The 253-nt window shown below is 67.2% G+C and carries 1 protein-coding gene; it reads right to left on the reverse strand.

The window, feature by feature from the left end:
• Positions 1-253, reverse strand: a 253-nt coding sequence (locus tag BIU99_RS11205) for an aldo/keto reductase (protein WP_139205410.1), incomplete at both ends; no start/stop codon positions are given.

Genomic DNA, 253 nt, shown 5'->3' on the forward strand with positions numbered 1-253 from the left:
GGGCAGGACCTCGCGCTCGACGTCCCGGACGACGAGGTTGTAGATCGACTGCTCGCTGACGAGGCCGAGGAAGTTGCGGTGCTTCGCGGCCTCTTGGGCCTGGGCGATGTGCCACCCGGCGAAGTTCGACGATCCGACGTAGAGCACCTTGCCCTGCGCGACCGCGAGCTCCATCGCCTGCCAGATCTCGTCCCACGGGGTGTCCCGGTCGACGTGGTGCATCTGGAACAGGTCGACGTGGTCGGTCTGCAGG

The organism is Plantibacter sp. MMLR14_011 (assembly GCF_001865025.1).
Lineage (GTDB): Bacteria > Actinomycetota > Actinomycetes > Actinomycetales > Microbacteriaceae > Plantibacter > Plantibacter flavus_A.